This window comes from Paraburkholderia sp. SOS3, from assembly GCF_001922345.1.
Classification (GTDB): Bacteria; Pseudomonadota; Gammaproteobacteria; order Burkholderiales; family Burkholderiaceae; genus Paraburkholderia.
The window spans coordinates 1,907,370-1,922,676 of sequence record NZ_CP018812.1; the positions used below are offsets into that span (position 1 = coordinate 1,907,370).

The 15,307-nt window shown below is 66.9% G+C and carries 19 protein-coding genes; 7 read left to right on the forward strand and 12 right to left on the reverse strand.

Features of this window, described 5'->3' with window-relative positions; all coding sequences use genetic code 11:
• Positions 1-171: 171 nt before the first annotated feature.
• The 9 genes from BTO02_RS28605 to atpD are packed head-to-tail and all read right to left on the reverse strand — an operon-like array spanning position 172 to position 6,767.
• On the reverse strand, positions 172-1,008 hold the full coding sequence (locus tag BTO02_RS28605) for a F0F1 ATP synthase subunit gamma (RefSeq protein WP_075160446.1): 837 nt from the start codon (positions 1,006-1,008) through the stop codon (positions 172-174).
• The gene (locus tag BTO02_RS28610) at positions 1,005-2,558 is read right to left on the reverse strand and encodes a F0F1 ATP synthase subunit alpha (protein WP_075160447.1); all 1,554 of its coding nucleotides are present in this window, start codon (positions 2,556-2,558) and stop codon (positions 1,005-1,007) included. Before BTO02_RS28610 ends, BTO02_RS28605 begins: the two co-directional genes overlap by 4 nt.
• On the reverse strand, positions 2,551-3,303 hold the full coding sequence (locus BTO02_RS28615; RefSeq protein ID WP_075160448.1) for a F0F1 ATP synthase subunit B family protein: 753 nt from the start codon (positions 3,301-3,303) through the stop codon (positions 2,551-2,553). The genes BTO02_RS28610 and BTO02_RS28615 overlap by 8 nt, the downstream gene beginning before the upstream one ends.
• A gap of 7 nt (positions 3,304-3,310) precedes the next feature.
• Positions 3,311-3,559 carry a F0F1 ATP synthase subunit C gene (locus BTO02_RS28620; protein ID WP_075160449.1) on the reverse strand — a complete coding sequence of 83 codons (249 nt, stop codon included), beginning with the start codon at positions 3,557-3,559 and terminating at the stop codon, positions 3,311-3,313.
• Positions 3,556-4,254, reverse strand: coding sequence for a F0F1 ATP synthase subunit A (locus BTO02_RS28625; protein ID WP_075161471.1), 699 nt, complete (start codon positions 4,252-4,254; stop codon positions 3,556-3,558). Before BTO02_RS28625 ends, BTO02_RS28620 begins: the two co-directional genes overlap by 4 nt.
• The gene (locus tag BTO02_RS28630) at positions 4,251-4,535 is read right to left on the reverse strand and encodes an N-ATPase subunit AtpR (RefSeq protein ID WP_075160450.1); all 285 of its coding nucleotides are present in this window, start codon (positions 4,533-4,535) and stop codon (positions 4,251-4,253) included. Before BTO02_RS28630 ends, BTO02_RS28625 begins: the two co-directional genes overlap by 4 nt.
• A 3-nt stretch (positions 4,536-4,538) precedes the next feature.
• Positions 4,539-4,886: an AtpZ/AtpI family protein gene (locus tag BTO02_RS28635; RefSeq protein WP_083615421.1), complete on the reverse strand. Its 348-nt coding sequence runs from the start codon at positions 4,884-4,886 to the stop codon at positions 4,539-4,541.
• Complete coding sequence (locus BTO02_RS28640; RefSeq protein WP_075160451.1) at positions 4,873-5,352, reverse strand: F0F1 ATP synthase subunit epsilon; 480 nt, start codon at positions 5,350-5,352, stop codon at positions 4,873-4,875. The genes BTO02_RS28635 and BTO02_RS28640 overlap by 14 nt, the downstream gene beginning before the upstream one ends.
• Positions 5,349-6,767, reverse strand: coding sequence for a F0F1 ATP synthase subunit beta (atpD, locus tag BTO02_RS28645; RefSeq protein WP_075161473.1), 1,419 nt, complete (start codon positions 6,765-6,767; stop codon positions 5,349-5,351). Before atpD ends, BTO02_RS28640 begins: the two co-directional genes overlap by 4 nt.
• A 383-nt stretch (positions 6,768-7,150) precedes the next feature.
• Here atpD and BTO02_RS35295 point away from each other — a divergent pair, with 383 nt between their 5' ends.
• The 3 genes from BTO02_RS35295 (at position 7,151) to ftsH (ending at position 10,645) form a co-directional block, all read left to right on the forward strand.
• Positions 7,151-7,753 carry a hypothetical protein gene (locus tag BTO02_RS35295; protein WP_075161474.1) on the forward strand — a complete coding sequence of 201 codons (603 nt, stop codon included), beginning with the start codon at positions 7,151-7,153 and terminating at the stop codon, positions 7,751-7,753.
• Positions 7,754-7,792: 39 nt separating this feature from the next.
• Positions 7,793-8,602, forward strand: coding sequence for a universal stress protein (locus BTO02_RS28655; RefSeq protein ID WP_075160452.1), 810 nt, complete (start codon positions 7,793-7,795; stop codon positions 8,600-8,602).
• Between the two features lie 120 nt (positions 8,603-8,722).
• On the forward strand, positions 8,723-10,645 hold the full coding sequence (gene ftsH / locus BTO02_RS28660) for an ATP-dependent zinc metalloprotease FtsH (RefSeq protein ID WP_075161475.1): 1,923 nt from the start codon (positions 8,723-8,725) through the stop codon (positions 10,643-10,645).
• Here ftsH and BTO02_RS28665 read toward each other — a convergent pair.
• The gene (locus BTO02_RS28665) at positions 10,618-11,727 is read right to left on the reverse strand and encodes a PAS domain-containing sensor histidine kinase (protein ID WP_075160453.1); all 1,110 of its coding nucleotides are present in this window, start codon (positions 11,725-11,727) and stop codon (positions 10,618-10,620) included. The two genes, ftsH and BTO02_RS28665, sit on opposite strands and share 28 nt — an antisense overlap.
• 170 nt (positions 11,728-11,897) lie before the next feature.
• On the opposite strand from BTO02_RS28665, the gene BTO02_RS28670 reads away from it, so the two are divergent.
• Both BTO02_RS28670 and BTO02_RS28675 read left to right on the forward strand, forming a co-directional pair.
• A complete protein-coding gene (locus BTO02_RS28670) occupies positions 11,898-12,116 on the forward strand; it encodes a hypothetical protein (protein ID WP_075160454.1) in 219 nt (72 codons plus the stop codon).
• 177 nt (positions 12,117-12,293) lie between these two features.
• Positions 12,294-12,728 carry an Hsp20/alpha crystallin family protein gene (locus BTO02_RS28675; RefSeq protein ID WP_075161476.1) on the forward strand — a complete coding sequence of 145 codons (435 nt, stop codon included), beginning with the start codon at positions 12,294-12,296 and terminating at the stop codon, positions 12,726-12,728.
• 124 nt (positions 12,729-12,852) lie between these two features.
• On the opposite strand, the gene BTO02_RS28680 is transcribed toward BTO02_RS28675, so the two are convergent.
• Together BTO02_RS28680 and BTO02_RS28685 are read right to left on the reverse strand one after the other, a co-directional pair.
• A complete protein-coding gene (locus BTO02_RS28680; RefSeq protein WP_075160455.1) occupies positions 12,853-13,521 on the reverse strand; it encodes a SagB/ThcOx family dehydrogenase in 669 nt (222 codons plus the stop codon).
• Positions 13,522-13,608: 87 nt separating this feature from the next.
• On the reverse strand, positions 13,609-14,199 hold the full coding sequence (locus BTO02_RS28685) for a rhomboid family intramembrane serine protease (RefSeq protein ID WP_075161477.1): 591 nt from the start codon (positions 14,197-14,199) through the stop codon (positions 13,609-13,611).
• Positions 14,200-14,348: 149 nt separating this feature from the next.
• On the opposite strand from BTO02_RS28685, the gene BTO02_RS28690 reads away from it, so the two are divergent.
• A complete protein-coding gene (locus BTO02_RS28690) occupies positions 14,349-14,999 on the forward strand; it encodes a BON domain-containing protein (protein WP_075160456.1) in 651 nt (216 codons plus the stop codon).
• A gap of 24 nt (positions 15,000-15,023) precedes the next feature.
• Complete coding sequence (locus BTO02_RS28695; RefSeq protein WP_075160457.1) at positions 15,024-15,263, forward strand: UDP-glucose 4-epimerase; 240 nt, start codon at positions 15,024-15,026, stop codon at positions 15,261-15,263.
• Positions 15,264-15,307: the final 44 nt, after the last annotated feature.

Genomic DNA, 15,307 nt, shown 5'->3' on the forward strand with positions numbered 1-15,307 from the left:
TGATTTCCCCGATCCGAGAAGGTGTTGGCGAAGGGCAAGCCGAGTCATGGTGTCCTGCGGTCCATCGTCGCACGACGGTCATTTCCGGCGTTGACCCAGATCAACGGCCGGACATCGCGCGCCGCTCGCCGAGCGCGCGGTTGCGCAAGCCGTATCGCGATGCCGGCCGTGTCAGCGCGGCGACAGTTCGACGATCTCCGCGGTGATCTGCTCCTGGCGCAAACGCTGATGCTCGATTCTTAGCCGGCGCGCCATATCGTCGATGTTGCGGCGAGCGGCCATCATCGCGCGCATGCGCGCCTCGTTTTCTGCGGCGAGCGCGAGCACGATCGCCTCGCAAATCTGCGTGTAGACATATTCTTCGGCGAGGCTTTCCTGCAGTGGTCGCGGGGCCAGCGTGACGAGCGGCGGGAACGGGCGGGTCACCGGCCCGAATCGCGCGAAGTCGAACGGCAACAGCGACGTCGTGACGATCCGCGCCGCCTCGACGGCCTGCGGCGCGCCATGCACGAGCGCGACATGCGACACATCCGCATCGCCGAGGCGGTCATACAGTTCGTTGACGATCCGGTTGGCGATCTCGGGCACGGCGTTCGCATGCGCAGCCATTTCGGATGACCAGGCAACCGGTACGTCGAGCTCCGCGGCGGCGAGCCGTGCGCGTTCGCCGATCACGAGGTATGCCGTGCCGGTTGTGGCTGCACGTTGCGCGGCCTCTATGATGCGATGGTTGAACGTGCCGACGAAACCCTGTTCGGTGCCGATCGCGACAACGATCTGCCCGCTCGCGGGCCGAGCGTTCGGCGCAGCGGGCGATGCAGGCGCGGTCAACGTCATGGCATCGGCGATGGCGGCGGCAATCACCTCGGCGCACGCGCGGATGCCCGACAGACGCTCGAGCGCGTCGCGCGCACGCGCCGCGGCGATGCCGCGCATCGCGGTGACGACCGACGACAGTTCGTCGACGGTGCGCGCGCGCGCTTCGACGTCTGCGAGCCGATTGGTCATGGGCCGCTCCGTGCATCGGTCGAGCGGGCCGCGAGTTCGCGGGCGATACGCACGAGTTCGCGCCGGGCGGACGGATCGAGCGCGGCACCGGGCGCGACAGCGCGGGCGCCCGCTGCGATGTCCGCTGTGATGTCCGCTGTGACCCCCGCAGCGTCGAGCCGTGCGGGCAGCGCATCGCGAATCGATGCCAGCGCGTCCAGCGGACATTCGTCGAATGCGCCGTCGGACAATGCCGCCAGCAGGGCGAGTTCGTCGATGGGCCGCAGCGGCGAAAAGCGCGGCTGCGCAAGCAACGCACGAATGCGCGTGCCGCGCGCGATCTGCGCTTTCACGCGTGCATCGCTGAGGCCGCCGAAGCGCATGAACATCTCGAGTTCGAGGAATTGCGCGTAGTCGAGCCGCAGCCGTCCCGACACATCGTGCAACGCCGGTGTTTGCGCCTTCCCGCCGACGCGGCTGACACTGAGTCCGATATCGACGGCCGGGCGCTGGTTCGCGGCGAACAACCGTGCGTCGAGCACGATTTGCCCGTCCGTGATCGAGATCAGGTTCGTCGGTATGTACGCGGCCAGGTTGCCCGCGTCGGTTTCCGCGATCGGCAGCGCCGTCAGCGATCCGCCGCCGCGTGCGGGGCACAGCTGCGCCGCGCGTTCGAGAAGACGTGCGTGAAGGTAGAAGATGTCGCCCGGATAGGCCTCGCGACCGGGCGGCTCGCGCGCGAGCAGGGCGAGCTCGCGGTGCGTGGCCGCGTGCTTCGACAGGTCGTCGATGACGACCAGCGCGTGCTGGCCGCGGTCCCTGAAGAATTCGGCCATGCTGAACGCGGCAAACGGCGCGATCCATTGCAGGCCCGGCGGATCGGCCGCCGTGGCGACGATGCAGATGCATCGCTGCGGCGCGCCATGCGCGCGGATCGCCTCGATCACGCGTTCGACGGCCGTGGCGCGCTGGCCTATTGCGACATAGAGGCAGATCACGTCCGTGTGTTCCTGGTTGACGATCGTATCGACCGCGATCGACGTCTTGCCCGTCGCGCGATCGCCGATGATGAGCTCGCGCTGGCCGCGGCCGATCGCAAACAGCGCGTCGATCAGCAGAATGCCGGTCTCGATCGGATCGGATACGAGCGCGCGCTCGATGATCGATGGCGCGGGGCGCTCGATGGGCAGCGCGACCGTGCATTCGGGCGGCTCGCGGCGATCGAGCGGCCGGCCCAGCGGATCGACGATGCGTCCGAGCAGGGCCGGACCGACCGGCACTTCTACGACGCGTCCGGTACCTGAAACGCGCGTACCCGCGGCGATGCCGGTATCGCGATCGAGCAGGACGCAGGCGATCGCATCGCGATCGAGCGCAAGCGCGAAGCCCGATTGACCGCCTTCGAAATGCAGCAGCTCGTTGAGCCGCACGTGCGGCAGCCCGCTGATCCGCGCGATGCCGTCGGCGATCTGCTCGACGCGCCCGACGATTTCCGCTTGCGGCGCAAGGTTCGCGCGTGCAAGCGCGGCGCGGCTGTCGGCGAGCCATGCGTGCTGTGCCACGTCATGCATTGCGCGCGCCCTCGCTCGACAGCAGCTCGGACCGCACGCTTGCCAGGTCGTGCCGGAAACTGTTGCGCACGATCGCGTGCGGCGCTTCGAGTTCGAGCCCGGCGATCAATGCCGGCTCGACCTCGACCTCGAGCGCCGGCTCGAAACCGAGCGCGGCCGCCAGCGCCGAGCGGCAATGCGCGACTTCGCGCTCGCTCAGGTTGCGCGGCGCGAGCAGGCGCAGCGCGTCGCGTTGCGCATCGGGTCCGATACGGTTGTCGTGCGGCAGCGCCTGCACGGCGGCGGCAAGCGGCTCGATAAACGCGTCGACCTTAACGTCGGACGGGAGCCGTCCGAGCAGCCGCGCGGCGATTTCGAGTGCGAACCCGCTCGCACGCGCCGCATCGCCTTGCGCGGCATCGCGCTGCAGCGCGGCGATTTCGCCGACGGTCGACGCGCGCAGCGCGTCCGCATCGGCCCGTGCCTGCGCGAGCAGCGATGTCTTCAGGCGCTCGGCTTCGGCCGAAACCTCCTGCAGCGCTTGCGCGCGGCGCGCGGCGAGCGCGGCCAGTTCGGCGGCGGCCTGCTTGCGCTCGCCGTCGGCCGCAGCGCGCGCGTTGGCCGCCTCCTGCATGAGCGTGGCCACGGACTGCTGCCGATCGGCGATGATCTTCGCAACCGGCTTGAACAGAAAGCGCGACAGCAGCCACACGAGCACCAGCACGTTGACGGTCTGAAAGCCGAGTGTCCACCAGTCGATTCGCATGATGCGTCTACTTCGCGAAAGGATTCGCGAACAATACGAGCAGCGCGACGACGAGGCAGTAGATCGCCATCGTTTCGATCATCGCGAGGCCGACGAACAGCGTGCGCGAAATCGTGCCGGCCGATTCGGGCTGGCGCGCGAGGGCGTCCATCGCGGCGGCCACCGCGCGGCCTTCGGCGAGCGCGGGGCCGATTGCGCCGAACGAGACGGCGACGGCCGCCGCGGCGATGCTGATCAATTCGAGCCAGTTGGTCATGATGCTCCTTGACGCGGATGCGATGCGACGGCCGCGTCGTCCCCGACTGCGGCGCCGATGAAGACGGTCGCCAGCACGCTGAAAATGTAGGCCTGCACCGCGCCTGTCAGCAGATCGAGCGCCATCAGCGGGATCGGCACGAGAAGCCCGGCCAGCGACAGGACGATGCCGATCACGAATACGCCGCTCATCACATTGCCGAACAGACGCACGACCAGCGAAAAGGTGCGCGTCATCTGCTCGACGAGGTTGAGCGGGATCATGATCCACGCGGGCTGCGCGAACGATGCGAGGTATCGCGCGAGGCCGCGCGCGCATACGCCGTAGTAGATCGTCGCGCCGAGCACGATGCAGGCGAGCGCGGCATCGGTCTCGAGATGCGCGGTCGGCGGCTCGACGCCGGGCACGAGGGACGACCAGTTCGACACCAGGATGAACACGAACAGCGTGCCGACCAGCGAGCGATACGGTGCGGGGTCGGTGCGGATCGTGTCGCGAATCTGCGCATCGAGCGACGTCGCGAGCAATTCCAGCGCGGCCTGCAGCTTCGACGGCGTCGGCGACAACTGCCGCCGCAGCGCAAGCAGGGCGCAGGCGATCAGCGCCATCATGGCCCACGTGGTGATCACGGGCGCCGAGATCGGCACGAACCCGATCGTCACGAGCGGGCCGGTTGCGAGCGGCGAATGCATCATCGTGCCCACCTCGCGCGCCGCACCATCGCGTGCCGGGCCACGACGATCGCGACGAGCGCACTCGCCAGCGCGGCCGCGCCGAGTCTGGCGAGGCCGTAAAGCACGAGACCGAGCAAGGCGAAGCGGGCCAGTTGCAGAAGCACCGCGCAGCCGGTTGCGCTGCGTGTATAGCAACGCACGTTCACGAGCAGCGCCGCGAAGTACGCGACGCCCGTTGCGCCGCCCGCCACGGCGCCCGTGGCGATCTGCAGGGCAGGGGAAAGCGCAGGCGACAGCGGCATGGGTCAGCTCCTCGTACTTTGCCGGTGCATCCATCGCCACGCGCACCATAGGCCGATCGCCGCGCCGATCATCAGCAGCGGCGCCGAGAAGAACACGCCTGTGCCGAACCGCCGGTCGAGCCAATGGCCGAGCCACAGGCACAGCAGCGCGGGGAAAACAATGACCCAGCCGAGCATGCCGATCTGGCCGAGGCGGGACCCGAGCGAAGGCTCCGGCACGTCGCGCGCCTGCTGCTCGAGGCGCGCGGCCTTGCGCGCGGTCTGCTCGAGCACGCTGCTGTCGGGCTTGCCGTTGTGCGCGTACGCGTGCGCGCCGCGCTGGTCCGGCCGTGGCGGTTCACTGTCCGTCATGCGGGCCCCCTTCGTTTGCGCCGTCCGCGCGGCCCGCTTGTGCCCCTTCGGGCCGCAGATACTTCAGTATCTGGCGGATCGCCTGTGCGTTCAGGCGCATCTGTTCCACGCGCGCCCGGCGCACGGCGTCGAGGCGCGCTTCGCGCAGCGCCCGCATGCGCGCCTCGAGCGTATCGAGCGCCTCTCCGGGTTCGCCCGCGCGGCACGCGATGCTCACGTGCCCGCCGTCGACGACGCGCAGCACCGCGCCGCTCACCGCGCAGAAGCGCTTTTCGCCGTTTGCGGTGCGCCAGCGCAGTACGCAGGGCACGAGCACGGTCAGAAAGTCCGCGTGGCCCGGCAGGATGCCGAAGCTGCCGGTCGCGTCCTCCGCGCGAACGGCGACCACGTCCGTGCTGTCGACCAGCACGCCGGATGGGGTGGCGATTGTCAGGTGAAGCGCCGCGCTCCGCGATGGCACATTCATGACGCACCCTGTTCGCGCTCACGCGCTTCGTCCAGCGTTCCGGTCATGTAAAGCGATTTTTCGTGCCAGTCGTCGCATTCGCCGGCGAGGATCGCCTTGCATCCCGCCAGCGTGTCGGCGAGCGCGACGGAACGGCCCGGCACCCCGGTCAATGCTTCGGTCACGGCGAACGGCTGCGTGAGGAACCGTTGCAGCCTGCGCGCGCGGCCGACGATGCGCCGGTCGTCGAGGCCCAGCTCTTCCACGCCGAGCAGCGAGATCACGTCCTGCAGCTCGCGGTAGTGTTCGATGGTCCGCCGTACTTCGGCGGCGATCGCGACATGCTCCGCGCCGACGACGAACGGATCGAGCAGGATCGACGTCGATTCGATCGGGTCGATCGCCGGATACATGCCTTCGGCCGCCATCGCGCGCGACAGCATGACCGTGCTGTCGACATGCGCGGCGATCGTCGTGACGGCCGGGTCGGTGAAGTCGTCGGCCGGCACGTAGACCGCTTCGATCGCCGTGATCGACACGCCGCCGACCGACACGATGCGCTCCTGCAGCGCGCCGACTTCGCTCGCGAGCGTCGGCTGATAGCCGACTCGCGACGGCAGGCGGCCGAGCAGGCCGGACACCTCCGCGCCTGCCTGCACGAAGCGAAACACGTTGTCCATCAGCAGCAGGACGTCGCGATGCGCTTCGTCGCGAAAGTGTTCGGCGATCGTCAGCGCGGTAAGCGGCACACGCCAGCGCGCGCCAGGCGGCTCGTTCATCTGCCCGTAGACGAGCACGGTTCTCGGCAGGACACCCGATTGCCGCATGTCGAGCAGCATTTCGTGCCCCTCGCGCGAGCGCTCGCCGACGCCGGCGAATACGGAGATGCCCTGGTAACGCTCGACCATCGCATGGATCAGTTCCATCACGAGCACGGTTTTGCCCACGCCCGCGCCGCCGAACATCGCGGCCTTGCCGCCGCGCGCAAGCGGAGCGAGCAGATCGACGACCTTGATGCCGGTGGCGAAGATGCCGGTTGCGCTGTCCTGCGCGGACAGCGGCGGGGGAGTGCGATGGATCGGGCGCCGCGGGACGTCTGCGGGAAACGGTTCGCCGTCGTCGCCGGGCGTGCCCAATACGTCGATCAGGCGCCCAAGCGTCGCATCGCCTACCGGTATCGCAATGGGCTCGCAACCGGCGGTGGCTTGCGCCCCGCGCGCGAGTCCGCTGGTCGACTGCATCGCGAGCGCGCGTACGGTGTGCTCGTCGAGATGCGCCTGCACTTCGCCCACGATCGCGTGCCCGTCGTCGATTGCGATCGAAAGCGCCGTGTTCAGCGGTGCGAGCGAGCCCTGCCCGAAAGCCACGTCGACGACCGCGCCGCGCACCGCTGCGACTGTTCCGGCGAGCGTTTCGGGAGTGGACGGGACTTGCATAAGCATGGGCTCGGCGAGGGCAGGTGGGCGGGCGGCGACGCGCGCTAGCGTGGCGCGCAGTGCCGGGTCGGGCTCCATTGCGGCGGCGGATCTCGCCGCATTGGCTTCTTCGGAAGCGATCCCTTAACGGCTTTTTATCGCGCTCCGCCCTGGCTCTGTTTGATCACGATCAAGCGAGTACGCCGACCGGCGAGGCGCGCGTGCGCAAACCGGCTTGCATGGGAACCGCGAAAGCCGCGAAAGCCGCGAAGGCCGCGAAGGCCGTGAAACAGCGCGAAAGCCGCGAAAGCCGTGAAACCGCGCGGCGATTGCTTCAGATCAAGGCTCGATGCGGACCCGTGCATAGACTGGGTTCGAACATCCACTATGCGGGAGCATCGATCGTGAAACTTCCTTGGCCAGCACTCGTGTGCGGCAGCCTCGCAGCCGCGCTAGCCGTCGGCGTCGCCACCCCGTCGAGTGCCGGATCGGGACCGGCGAGCGAAGCCGGCGCGGCGCCGATCTTTTCGGGCAAGAGCCTGACGCGCGCGAATGCGATCGTGCTCGGCGTAGACCCTCGGCAAAACAGCATCACGCTCTGGGAAGACACGGGCGAGCCGGTCGTGGTGATGGTGGACAAGTCGCTCGGCGAAGTGAACAAGCTGCGGCTGGGCGACAAGGTCGAGATCACCTATAGCCGCGCGCTGTTGCTGCGCGCCGACAAATCCGGCGCGGATGCGATCCGCAAGCGCGTCGATTCCGACGTGACGAGCGCCGCGTCGGCAGGCTCGTCGATGTCCATGCATCGGGTCGAAGCGGTCGCCACCATCGCGAACATCGATCGCGCGAGGCGGCTCATCACGTTGCGCGGACCGAGCCGCACCGTCACGCTGCAGGCCTCGTCGGCGCGCCTGCTCGAGCGGCTCAAGGTCGGCGATAGCGTGCATGTCGATTACGTCGAAGCCACGGCGATTCATATCACGCGCGACGGCCTGCCGTTGCGATGAAGCGCGTTCGCGCGCCAACCGCAGATACAGGGATCGGCAATGCAATCCGATGCGACTACCGATCGCGAGCCCGGAGCACGGCGCGCGCGCTTTCCATACCGGCGCGTGATGATCGCGGCGTGGGATGGCCGTCTGCCTGCACGGCTCATCGACTACGCCACGGCCTGCTTCGATGCGGACGCGATCTTCCACGTCGTGGCGGTCGCGCCGCCCGACGACGACCCCGTGATGAACGCACGCTCCCGATGCGAGGCGTCGAACATGGTGCAGGCCGCATGCGGTCTGTTGACCGCGCGCGGACGCTGCGCGGGCGCTCAGCTGCTGACGCTCTCGCGTGCGTGGGCAAGCAGCGCATGGCTGCTTGCCGATGCCGCGTCGCATTGGGGCGCGGACCTCGTGCTCACGTCGTGCGCGGGCCCGGCCCATCTCGCGCGCGCCGCGCATTGCCCGGTGCTCGTGCTGCCCGATGCGGCATCGGGCCACCATGACGCGCCTCCACACCGCTTCTTCGTTGCAAGCGACGACAGCGATGCGTCGCGCGTGTCGGTCGACGAAGTGGCGCGCCTCATGCAAGCAGGCGACGCACTGCGCGTCGCGCGCGTCGTGCTCGACCCGGTCGGCGCGCCGCCCGTGGACACGCTCGACTCCGTCGTGCTGCAGGCGGCCGGGCACGGCAATCTCGCGCATGCGATCGTCGGCGCCGCGCTCGAGTGGCGCGCGGATCTGCTCGTGCTGGGCACGCATGCGGGCGAGCCGTCCGGAAAGTGGCGCTTCGCGAGCATCGCCGAGCAGGTCGCGCAGCTCGGCGCATTGCCGTTGCTGATGGTGCCGGCCGGCGCGCGCCGCTAAGCGCAAGAGCGCCGTCGACGAGCCGTTCTGGAACCGCTGGGGAGCCGATACGCGATGAAACGCCCGATGAAAGACCGCCGCAAGGAACCGGACAAGAGCCCACTGTCTTACGGCGTCGACATGGTCACGGTGGTAGCCATACTGCTCGTGGTGTTGCTGCTCACGGTCCAGCTGAACGGGTTGAGGAAAGCGGTCCATCCGGTGGCCTATAGCGACCTCATACGACTGATCGACGCGAAGCAGGTGGACGACCTCGAAATCGGTTCGTCGCGCATCACCGGCAAGCTGAAGGTGCCGGGCGCGGCGGCGCTGCTGCCGGCATCCGACGCGGCCACGCTCGACGTGCACGCCAATGAATCGGGCTTCGAAACCGAGCGCGTGGCCGACGACCGGCTCGCGGCCCGGCTCGATGCCGCGGGCATCCGCTATAGCGGCGTCCCCGACAGTACCTGGCTCGGCGCGTTGCTCTCGTGGGCCGCGCCCCTGATCGTGCTGTTCGCGTTATGGAGCTGGATTGCAAGACGTTCGTCCGGTCTGCGCGACTACTCGGGCATCGGCAAGAGCAAGCCGCGCCTCTATGTGCAGAGCGAGACGGACACCACCTTCGACGACATCGCGGGCATCGACGAAGCCAAGGCCGAACTGAGGCAGATCGTCTCCTTCCTGTGCGACCCGCAACGGTACCGGCGACTGGGCGGCAGGATTCCGAAGGGCGTGCTGATCGTCGGTGCGCCGGGCACGGGCAAGACGCTGCTCGCGAAGGCCGTGGCCGGCGAGGCGGGCGTGCCGTTTTTCTCGATCAGCGGGTCGGCGTTCGTCGAGATGTTCGTCGGCGTCGGCGCGGCGCGCGTGCGCGACCTGTTCGAGCAGGCGGAGCAGAAGGCGCCGTGCATCGTGTTTATCGACGAACTCGACGCGCTCGGCAAGGTGCGCGGCGCGGGGGCACTGGCGGGCAACGAGGAGCGCGAACAGACGCTGAACCAGTTGCTCGTCGAAATGGACGGCTTTCAGCCCAATTCCGGTGTGATCATCATGGCGGCGACGAATCGGCCCGAGATTCTCGACCCGGCATTGCTGCGCCCGGGGCGCTTCGACCGGCATATCGCGATCGACCGGCCGGACCCGACCGGCCGCAAGCAGATTCTCGCGGTCCATACGCGTCGCGTGCTGCTTGCGCCCGACGTCGAGCTTGCGGAGGTCGCGGCGCGCACGCCCGGCTTCGTCGGCGCGGATCTCGCGAACATCGTCAACGAGGCGGCCTTGCACGCGGCCGAGGAGGAAAAGCCGGCGGTCGAGATGAGCGACTTCGACGAGGCGATCGACCGCGCGATGACGGGCATGGAACGCAAAAGCCGCGTGATGAACGCGCAGGAGAAGCTGACGATCGCCTATCACGAAGCGGGCCACGCACTCGTCGCGCAAAGCCGCAAGCATTGCGATCCGGTGAAGAAAGTGTCGATCGTTCCGCGCGGCGTCGCGGCGCTCGGCTATACGCAACAGGTGCCGACCGAAGACCGCTATGTGTTGCGCCGTAGCGAACTGCTCGACCGCCTCGATGCGCTGCTTGGCGGCCGGGCCGCCGAGGAAATCGCGTTCGGCGATGTTTCGACCGGCGCGCAGAACGACCTCGAACAGGCGACCATGATCGCGCGGCACATGGTGGCGCGCTATGGGATGAGCGCACGCGCCGGGCTTGCCACGCTCGGCGATGTCGACGGCGACGATCTGCAGCCGGTATTCGCGCGAGCCGGCGGCGCGCATTGCAGCGAGCACACCGCGCAACTGATCGACGACGAAGTGCGCGAGCTGCTCGAAGCGGCTCACGCACGCGTCACGCAAACGCTCGTCGAACAGCGCGCGCTGCTCGAACGCATCGCGCAGCGTCTGCTCGAGCGCGAGGTGATCGACCGCAAGGAGTTGCTCGCGCTCGTCAACGGCGAGACGCCGGCCGCGGACGAAGCACGCGACGCATCGTTGGCATCGTTGGCATCGTCGGCTTCATTGGCGTCGTTGGCTCAGCCCGGTTCCGCGCTCGTCAAGTAGCGCTCCGGCACGCGGATATGCACGCGGAAGCCGGCGCCGGGCGCGCTATGAAACTCGATGGTTCCATGCAATTGCCTGACACGCTCGCGCATCCCGAGCAGGCCGAACGATTTGCGCCCGGCCGGGGCAGCGGCGGCAGCGGGCGCGCCCGTACCGTCGTCGACGATCTCGAGCTCGCAGATGCGGTTCGCGCGAGTCAGGCGAACCGACACGGTCTTCGCCTGAGCATGTCGGGCCACGTTCGTCAGGGCTTCCTGAACGATGCGGAAGATCGTCAGCGCGGCGAACTCGCCTATGCCGCTGTCGTCCGATACGTCGGCGCAGGCCTCGACGCCGTAACGTTTCGAGAAGTCGTCGGTGAGCCAGTCGAGCGCCGCGGACAAGCCGAGGTCGTCGAGCAGCGGCGGACGCAGATTCGCCGAAATCCGCCTGAGCGCGGCGGTCATCGCATCGACCTGCGCCTGCAGTTCACGCGTTTGCGGCAGCAGCTCGCTCGAACCGGCGACCGTCTGCAGCCGCGCTTCGAGCAACGCCACGCTCATTTTCAAAGCAGTGAGCTGCTGGCCCAGGTCGTCGTGCAATTCGCGCGCAATGCGCTTCTGTTCGTTTTCGCGTGCGATCTGCATCTGCGTCGACACTTCGCTTGCATGCTCGAGCGCCGCGAGGCGCATGCGCTCGGTCATGTCGCGCGTGACTTTCGCGAAGCCGAGCAAGCTGCCCGACGCATCGCGCACCGCCGTAATGACGACGTTGGCCCAGAAGCGTGAACCGTCGCGGCGCACGCGCCATCCTTCGTCCTCGATGCGACCGGTTGCGGCTGCGGTGTGCAACTCGCGGGCGGGCTTGCCCGCGGCGATATCGTCGGAAGTATAGAAAACGCCGAAGTGTTTGCCGATGATTTCTTCGGGCGAATAGCCTTTGATTCGCTGCGCGCCCGAATTCCAGCTCGCCACCAGCCCATTGGTGTCGATCATGAAGATCGCATAGTCGCGCACCGCTTCGATGAGCAACTGATAACGGTCTTCGATTGCGATATCCGGCAGCGATGGGTTTGCGCCGGAAGGTGAATCGTGAGGGGCCATAGCCACGCATCTCCACGCTGAATGAAGCCGCAACTCAAGGAAGGCGGCACATCAAGTCACGACATCGACAAAAGACTGATCTGCGTCAGGCGAATTCAGGTCGTGCCGACCGAACATCGCATACAGGCATCACGCACAGTGCATTCGCGTTGCTTTCGGAGGAGACAGAAATGGAACTGGACTTTCGCGCTCTGGAAAGAGCCGCATTTTCGGTAGTGGTTGCATTCGCTGTCATTTTGCTCGCAATTGTCATTCAAGGAAAGTATCCCGGGCTCGGTAGTCAGTTCGATGACGCTATGGTGCCGCACGCAGGCAACTTGCCGATGTGCGTCTTTTCCGCGGAGACGTTTGCGCGCGATACCTCGTTCGCGTGCGCGGCATTCGACTAGCAGAAGCGTTCGGCGGCACGCGCGTTTGGCGCGATCGGAGGCCGCTTGACTTACGTCAATGGCAACAGGACGGGCGCCGTTACGCTTGTTTGAGCGGTGCAGTATCCGATGCGCGCCGGACCGGCGCGTTTGCAGCCCAACCCCATCGTATCGATGGATATTCAAGGAGAGCAAGCGATGAGCAACGTGACGCGATATGACCCATTCTCGATCGACCCGGTGTCCGACCTGTTCCAGGGTCTGTTCCGGCCGATGCGCGGCATCCTGAATCAGGAGGACAGCGATCTCGCGTCGATGAAAATCGACGTGACGGAAAGCGACGGCGGCTACCTCGTCAAAGCGGAATTGCCTGGCGTCGACAAGAAAGACATCGACGTGCAGATCGACGGCAATCGCGTGTCGATCAATGCGAAAGTCGAGCGTAATCAGGAACAGAAGGAAGGCGAACGCGTGATCCGCCGCGAGCGCTATTCGGGCTCGTTCAGCCGTGCATTCTCGCTCGCGAACGAAGTGGACGAAAATACGGCGAGCGCCGAATACAAGGACGGCGTGCTGTCGCTTTCGCTGCCGAAAAAAGCGCCCGCCGATCGCAAGCGCGTGTCGATCAGCTAAAGCACGAAGAAGGCGAAAAAATTCTGCGCGCCTCCCGATCGCATGACTGCAGCGATCCGCGGCGCGCTTCTGTTTGCCGGCCCGCGGCGGCCGGCGTCCAGCGCCCAATGCCCGACGTGCGGCGTCAATCGGCAAGCGAACTCAATGTGGTTGCGCGTTTGCCTACGGTCTGGGCGAGTATCGGCAGTTCGTCTTCGTTCAGACTCAGCGCGCCGGCGAGCAGCGCGTGATTGATCCAGCCTCGCACGACGGTGGCGAGTCCGGCCGACGCACAGTAAAGCGAGACATTCTGCGCAATCGCGCCGGCCGCGACGGCCGAAAAGATATCGCGCTGCTGCGGCGCCATCGCGAGCAGCTTCGACATGCAGACGACATAGACGAGATCGAGCGGCGCGTTGCCGACAAAGTCCTGATAGCCGGTCATATTGCGCGCGTCGACCGCGTGCTTGAGCACGAGCCGGTGTGCAGGCGCGTCGTACCGGTAAACGCCGTCTTCGAGCACGGCATAGACGTCGATTTCATTGAACGCATGCGCCGAAGGGGCAGTGCGTCCGCCCGTGGCCGGCCGGTTCACGCCGTTTGCGGCCCACAGCAGCGCGCCGAGCGTGGCCGGCAGCAGCGCTTCGTCCGAGAACTCGCGCGTGCTTGCCCGCATCGACAGTGCGCTCATTAGCGGCAGCCCGGCACCGAGGTCCGGCTCGGGCAATTCGATGAAAGCCGGTGCATGGCTTCGCGGGACCACGGGGCGAGCGGCGGGCGAAGGCTCGTAAGTCAGCAGTTGCATATCTGTCATTTCAGGCTCCGAAGGATGGAGGCCAGCGCACGATTCGGCGCGGTGCCGCTTTCCACGATAAACATCGTGGCGGCGCGCAGCTTGACTTCAGTCAAGCTGGTCGCGCGGTGCGTGGCGCGACCAGTGCACGATGAGCGCGAGCGCGCCGGCCATGCCGCCCAGATGCGCGAAATGGGCGATGCCCGGCGCGCTGCCCGATAGTCCGAGGACGAGTTCGAGGGCCGCGTAGCCGGTTGCGAACATCCAGGCGGGCATCGGGATCGGCGGAAACAGCAATACGACGCGCTGCTTCGGAAACAGCAGCGCGTACGCGAGCAGCACACCGAATACGCCAGCCGATGCGCCGACCGTCGGATGGGCGCGTGCGGGCGCGAGCCATGCGATCGCCGTTTGCGTGAGTCCGCCCGCGAGCACGCTGGCGCCGTATAGCGCGCCGGTTCTTGCCGCGCCCAAGGTGCGCTCGATCGGGCGCCCGAACAGATAGAGCCCCCACATGTTGAAGACGAGATGCGTGAGACTGGCGTGCAGCGTGCTGTATGTGACGAGCTGCCAGACATGAAATGCGGCGCCGCCGTCCGTGCGCGGCGGCCACAGTGCGAACTGCTCGACGAGCCGGGAATCGCCTGCCGCTTCGAGCAGGAATACGAACGCGTTCAACGCGATCAGGGTCAAGGTCATGATGAAAGAGCGTCGGCACGCGCGAGGCGCGCGATTCCTCAAGGTACCGTCGGATTCGCGCCCGGCTTTGACCTGTGTCAGATGACGGCGCACGGCCTGTGCAATGCTCGTCTTCATCGGAATTCCCGATCTGGAACGAGGAGCGTGCGATGAAATCGGACAGGCAACTGAAACAGGAAGTGGAAGACGAACTCGAGTGGGACCCCGCCGTCACGGCGACCGACATCGGCGTCGAAGTGAGCGGCCGCGTGGTCACCTTGTCGGGGCATCCGCTCAGTTACGCGGAGAAGCTCGCAGCGGAAAAGGCCGCGCATCGCGTCGCGGGCGTCAAGGGCGTGGTCGTCGAAATGCAGGTGCGCCTGCCGCAAAGCGACACGCGCAGCGACGCCGATATCGCGGAAGCGGTCCGCTCGATTTTGCACTGGACCGTCTGCGTGCCCGACGAAGCCGTCAAGGTGCAGGTCGAACGCGGGTGGGTCACCTTGAGCGGCACGGTCGACTGGGCTTACCAGAGCCATGTGGCGCTGCGCTCGATTTCGCATATGCGCGGCGTTCTCGGCGTATCGAACCAGATCGAGGTGCGTGGCGACGTCGACGGCGGCGACGTCGCGTCGAAGATTCGCGAAGCGATGCAGCGGCACGCCCAGCGCGAAGCGAACCACATCGATATCGCGGTGCACGATGGCACCGTGACGCTTACCGGCAAGGTCGATTCGTACGCGGAACGCGCGGTCATGCGCGGCGCCGCATGGAGCGCGCCGGGCGTACGCGCCGTGGTCGACGAATTGCGGATCGAATGAGTTCAACGCTAGAGGAGAGTTCAGATGACTTTGACTGGCAATGCACACGAGGCCGAATGGTCGGTGGACGTCGTGACGTCCCCCGCCGAGGTCGGCGGATACCGGTGCGATATCCACGTCTCACACGAATCGGCGCATGGCGCATTCGCGCACGACTTCCAGCATAGTTCCGTCTTCGTGACCGAACGCGAGGCTCTGCTCGAGGGTCTGCGCGAGGGTATGACGTGGATCGAACTGAAGACGTCGGGCGCGCTGCACGTCTGACGTGCGCTTTTCAGTTTTCAGAGCGGTTGAAGGCACGCCGTTCC